Genomic DNA, 4,693 nt, shown 5'->3' with positions numbered 1-4,693 from the left:
AGTAAGGGTTTCGGTGGTTCTTTACGATAATCCCGTTAGCGACGATGATTCGTCGGCATTCGTCTATCGTCTCTCCGTCCTTGTCCAGGAGGGGGCCAAAATACTCAATAGTCTCGACTCGAGGGAGATAAGTATCAGTCGAGCTGAGTTGGTCCTGGAGGAGAATTCTTTGACCATCCTCCGTTGACGCGAAATTCGCTCCATCAACAGAAGTGCTGTTTGACCTCTTAAGGACGAGATTCTTTTTTTGTTTATCAATGATGCCAGCATTGAAAGCCTCGTTAAGTTGGAAGAACTTAAGGAAGTTGGTCTCAATGGTGAAGGGGCTCTTGTTTATGTCCCTAATGCCGGAGAGCCAACAGAAATTGAAGGGGTTGATTAGCTCAACTTCGGAACAAAACTCAATGTACTTCTTCGGCTCAACCACTCGAGAATAGCTCTTAGTGGGGCCAGCTATCTTATCAAAAGCTGCCATGAGCTCATCTTCTAGAACCCCATCTGAGTTCTCGGAGATTACCGAAGGACGCTCGTATTCCTTAGGAAGATTAGCGTAGAACTTATCGTTCTCAATCTGGAGCTCTTTTGTGACGTACTCAGCCTTCCAGCATACTCGAGGCTTAGCCGTGACCTTAAGAGTGGAGATACCGTAGATTCCGCCAGTAAGGAGATACTCAGTGAAGACCTTCTCAAGTCCCGAGTCTGCCACGTAATGGCGGAGCATCTTCTCTACGATACGACGGAACTCAGTGTCCCCATCCCCGCTCATCAACGTGAAGAGATCCTTACCTTGGAAGATAAGACCTTTAAGAGCGTTAGCGGCTCTACGAATAAGAACAGAGAACTCATGCTGGAAGATTTTACTCATCCAGGGGTTCTGCTCTCGGTAGGCTCCCCAGTTCTGCTTCCCAGCAAATAAGTCAGCCTTAAGCTCCCATTCCTTACGGATTGCCTGGGTCTCTTCTAGGTGCTTACGACGAAGCTCAGTTACGTACTGAACTATCTTCTTATCTTTCTCGGATATTTGCTGGGACACGTTGTTCCCTTAGTTACTTACTGAACTTAGGGGTAATCTTGTCTGGGCAGTCGTTCGAGCATGACTGCATCTCGCATCCACCAGTCACGTCCTTAATCGAACCCGTTGCATACGAGCTCTTATTCAGGCCGGGAGCTTGGTCGAACTTGCTGCTACCATCGCTACCTTTAAGGCCTTTAGTAACTTCCTTAGTCGAGCTCTCTTTTGCAACTGAGCCCGTCTTGTTAGCGGCCTTCACGAAATTAGTCTTCATTATCCTCTCTCCGGTTATTGTCTAGTCTGTCTATTAGGTAAGGGCTTTCCATATCCAAAGCGTCGGCATATCTAGGCCCCCCGCGAGTTTCCCCGAACATTGGGTGCCTATGGGAAACAAAGCCCTGCACTTGAGGCTTGCTCTGCTTCCTAATCTTATCAGAAATTTTATTTACGTTCTCAATGCTTTTGAAAATCTCTCGGCAAGTTACGTCCACATGAGCCGTCTTGAACCTTCGACAGTCTAGCACATAGACCTTAGAATCATACTTAACAGCAGTAACAATAGCTGTGAAGTCTGAGTTTTTGGAGTCAGTAAAAGCCGGGTCTATGCCGATACAAGCTCTTGGGTTCTCCCCCGGCTTAGCTTCCTTAGCGAAATAAACCGACCAAACTAGTGCGTCTAAGAGATCGTCTTTCCATCTATCGAAGCGCCGTAATTCCTCTCCTATCGAATTATCTGGCTTCCAAAGCCCTGAGAGTAGGTAAAGGCATCCGTTTGCTATGAGGGGCTGTAGGATGGCTTTAATGCGGTCCTGCTTCTTTACCTTGTTGAACTTAGTCTGGGAGGAGATGGCTTTCTCCACTTTCGGGAGAATCCTCCCTTCGTCCCTCGCTGTGTCCATAAGGACGGAATAGAGAGCATGGCCTTGAGCTTCCGTCTCGATAACTACGGAGCTAACTCCAGAGAGCTTAAAAGGAAGCTCTGAGTATTTATCGAAAGTCTCAATACGAGCTAAGTCGAAGAGGGCGTTCTCGTTAGCGACAGGCTCATTAAGATAGAGAGCAGGGAAGAGGGAGCCTTGAGTGATACGAAGGGCGGCTAGGTCGTCTTCGTCGTAGCCTACTTGCTTTGCGGTCCCTAGGTCTACGTAAGTCCGCTTGGGGAAGATTATCTCCCCATCTTTATCGTAAACCCCAAGCTTCAATACTTGGAGCTGCCCGCCTCTGGGAACTATCTCTCCGTTAATGAGTTTCCCATAGAAATCATCATAGAACCAACGAGTACCAATTCCAAAGAAGTCCCCACCTGGGTCGAGGCAGTTCGTGAGCTCTACGAGGAATCTCTCGGCTTGTTCCACTTCCGCCATGGAGTGAGCGGTCTTAGAGGAAATCAAGTCATCGGCAATGATGGTATCGACGTGGGAACCCGTTACGTTTCCCCGGACTCCGTAAGAGCCGATGTTGGCGTTACGTCTCCTTGCTTCCCCTTCTACGAAGTAACCCCCCTTCCCCCAGTAGTCACTGGGCTTAACGTTAGGAAAGCACGCCTTATAGAGTTCCGTATGGGAGATGATTTGAGCACTCGAAGCTGCCATGTCAGCAGCATCAGACTCAACAGCATTACAGACCAGAGTTAGGTTCTTTTTGTACTTAGCAAGTTTATAGGCTGGAAGGGGAATAGAAATAGCCCCGGACTTACCAGTGCCTCGAGGGAGGAGGATAAGCTTAGGCTTCCCCCAGTTATTCTCTATGAAACTACATATCTCTTCCCCGTGTAGCCAGGGGTCCATCCATTGATAGCCAAGGATGACTCGGAGGTAGAACCAATAGCTCCTAAGGGCGATGTCCCCCATTGCTCGGTAGAGCTTTTGCTTTCCCTCCTTTTCCTCCACTTCCCTTAGTACTTCTAGGTACTGCTGGAGCTTCCTCTCGCACGGGGCTATCCTCTGCCTTCTTGGGCTCTGGGTCTGAATCAGTTCTATCTTTTCCATGCGAGAGTATTTCCTCTTTAGACTTAACCTTTATCTCTGCATAGACTCGGCTTTCTGCAAATGGGGTAAGAAAGCAATGAAGAATCTCCCCAGGGATTCCAGCTTCCTGCACTTTAGCTACAAGCTCATCGTAAGGCTTAGGGGAGCTCATGTTCCCTTCCGGGTCTCTAAACACAAACACGTCAGTCTTCATTGGGTTCCTCTTCTTTCTGTTCTAGCCCCATCTTACTAAAGAACTCTTCCACTATCCGGCTCTCTCCAGTATCCGTCGCTCCCTGGAGTTCCCCGACTCTCTTTGGGATGTTCCACTCCTTGGAGCGTCTCCGTTCGAGAATCATCTTTGCCGTGGCTGGGTCAAACTCTGGCTTGTCTTTTAAGAAGCCATAACGCCCGTAGTTCAACAAATCCTCCTCAAGGCCGTCATAGTATCTATCTTCGTTTTCTTTGAACAGCGCCGGGTTTAGCTCCTTTAAACGGATAACAGCTTCCCTGCTTATCCCAGCAGCCTTCCCAGCTTCGTAGTAGTTACCGGGATGCCTTAGAAGGTGTTCTAGCACCCGGTCTATTACTGCCTTCTTTAGCAGCTCCTCCTTGCGCTGGATTTCCTCGAGACTCGGGAGCTCCCCCACTTGGTTTAGCGTTTTCATTATTCGAAGTCTGTTCATGCGCTACCACGTCATCGCTAGGGCCTCTACCAAGACAGGATAGAACCTTCCCCGCTAGGCCCCTCTTGTTTCTCTCGTTCACAAACGCCACTAGGAACTCAGCTAGTTCCTCTATCTCATTACTGCGGATTACCACTTCATCCACGTCTATGAACTCAGAGGTAATCTTTATATGAGGACCAGATGCGTAAATACCAAATTGGACATGAGGGGAAACTAAAGTGGAAGCCCCAAAGCCCCCGGTCAGGATGTCCTCTATGCGCTTACGAACATCCCAGTTCATTACATCTCCCCGTACTTGAGATTCTCAATTTTGCCTTGAAGGGTGAGAACCATGTGCTCAAGGTTCTTGATACGGCGAGCTAGTACTTCATCCCGAGACTCAAGCACGTTAAGTCTCATCATGATATCGTCGAAGGCTGAGTCAGGGGATAGGTCAGCATCTGAGTAATCTGCTGCGCCATATTGAGGGATAGGGGAAGAGGAAGAAGAGAACTCTTGGAAGAGGTCCCGCTCGATTTTGTCTAGAGACTGAGGGGAGCGCTTCTTACGGGAGGTACCTGTTTGAGTGATAGCTCCGGGAGGGGGAAGGACTCGTTTGGGCATAGTATCTCCTAGTGAATGTAAGGGGGTATGCCATAAGGTAAGTGGGTAGAGAAGGGTAAAATTTTTGCGCGGGATATAGTGGGAGGTATTAATACGGAACGGCGGGGGCCGGGCCAAGCGCCTACACTACTAATCGCATGCGCCAATGCCCATATCCCTAAGCATATCGCATACATACCCACATCATCACGCATAGCCCTATATAATCCCCTAATATCTCCAGCTACTTATCTATTACTTACCTATCTAGTCGTGTACAGTGCTACTCAATGACCGATAAGTGCAGTTATCGGGCACGGGGTAACAGTGCTGGATTATATAGGACTTGAGCTAGGTTAGATGGGACTGGGATTAGGTAGGGATTAGGGGAGTATTGAAAGTTCTTGTGAGATGGGGTATTCGATTCTCCTCTCTTTTCTCTT

General features: G+C 48.5%; 5 protein-coding genes. All 5 read right to left on the bottom strand.

Annotated features, from left to right (window positions below):
* Positions 1-1,033, bottom strand: a 1,033-nt coding sequence (locus IPP74_15415) for a hypothetical protein (protein MBL0320662.1), incomplete at its 3' end; no start/stop codon positions are given.
* A gap of 13 nt (positions 1,034-1,046) precedes the next feature.
* On the bottom strand, positions 1,047-1,286 hold the full coding sequence (locus IPP74_15410) for a hypothetical protein (protein ID MBL0320661.1): 240 nt from the start codon (positions 1,284-1,286) through the stop codon (positions 1,047-1,049).
* A complete protein-coding gene (locus tag IPP74_15405) occupies positions 1,276-3,000 on the bottom strand; it encodes a hypothetical protein (protein MBL0320660.1) in 1,725 nt (574 codons plus the stop codon). Before IPP74_15405 ends, IPP74_15410 begins: the two co-directional genes overlap by 11 nt.
* Positions 3,001-3,182: 182 nt before the next feature.
* Complete coding sequence (locus tag IPP74_15400; protein ID MBL0320659.1) at positions 3,183-3,665, bottom strand: hypothetical protein; 483 nt, start codon at positions 3,663-3,665, stop codon at positions 3,183-3,185.
* A gap of 282 nt (positions 3,666-3,947) precedes the next feature.
* The gene (locus IPP74_15395; GenBank protein ID MBL0320658.1) at positions 3,948-4,271 is read right to left on the bottom strand and encodes a hypothetical protein; all 324 of its coding nucleotides are present in this window, start codon (positions 4,269-4,271) and stop codon (positions 3,948-3,950) included.
* Positions 4,272-4,693: the final 422 nt, after the last annotated feature.

The organism is Alphaproteobacteria bacterium, assembly GCA_016722515.1.
Lineage (GTDB): Bacteria > Pseudomonadota > Alphaproteobacteria > Rickettsiales > JADKJE01 > JADKJE01.
Note: the sequence above shows the minus strand (reverse complement) of the source record. Positions and strands in the feature narration are given on the sequence as shown.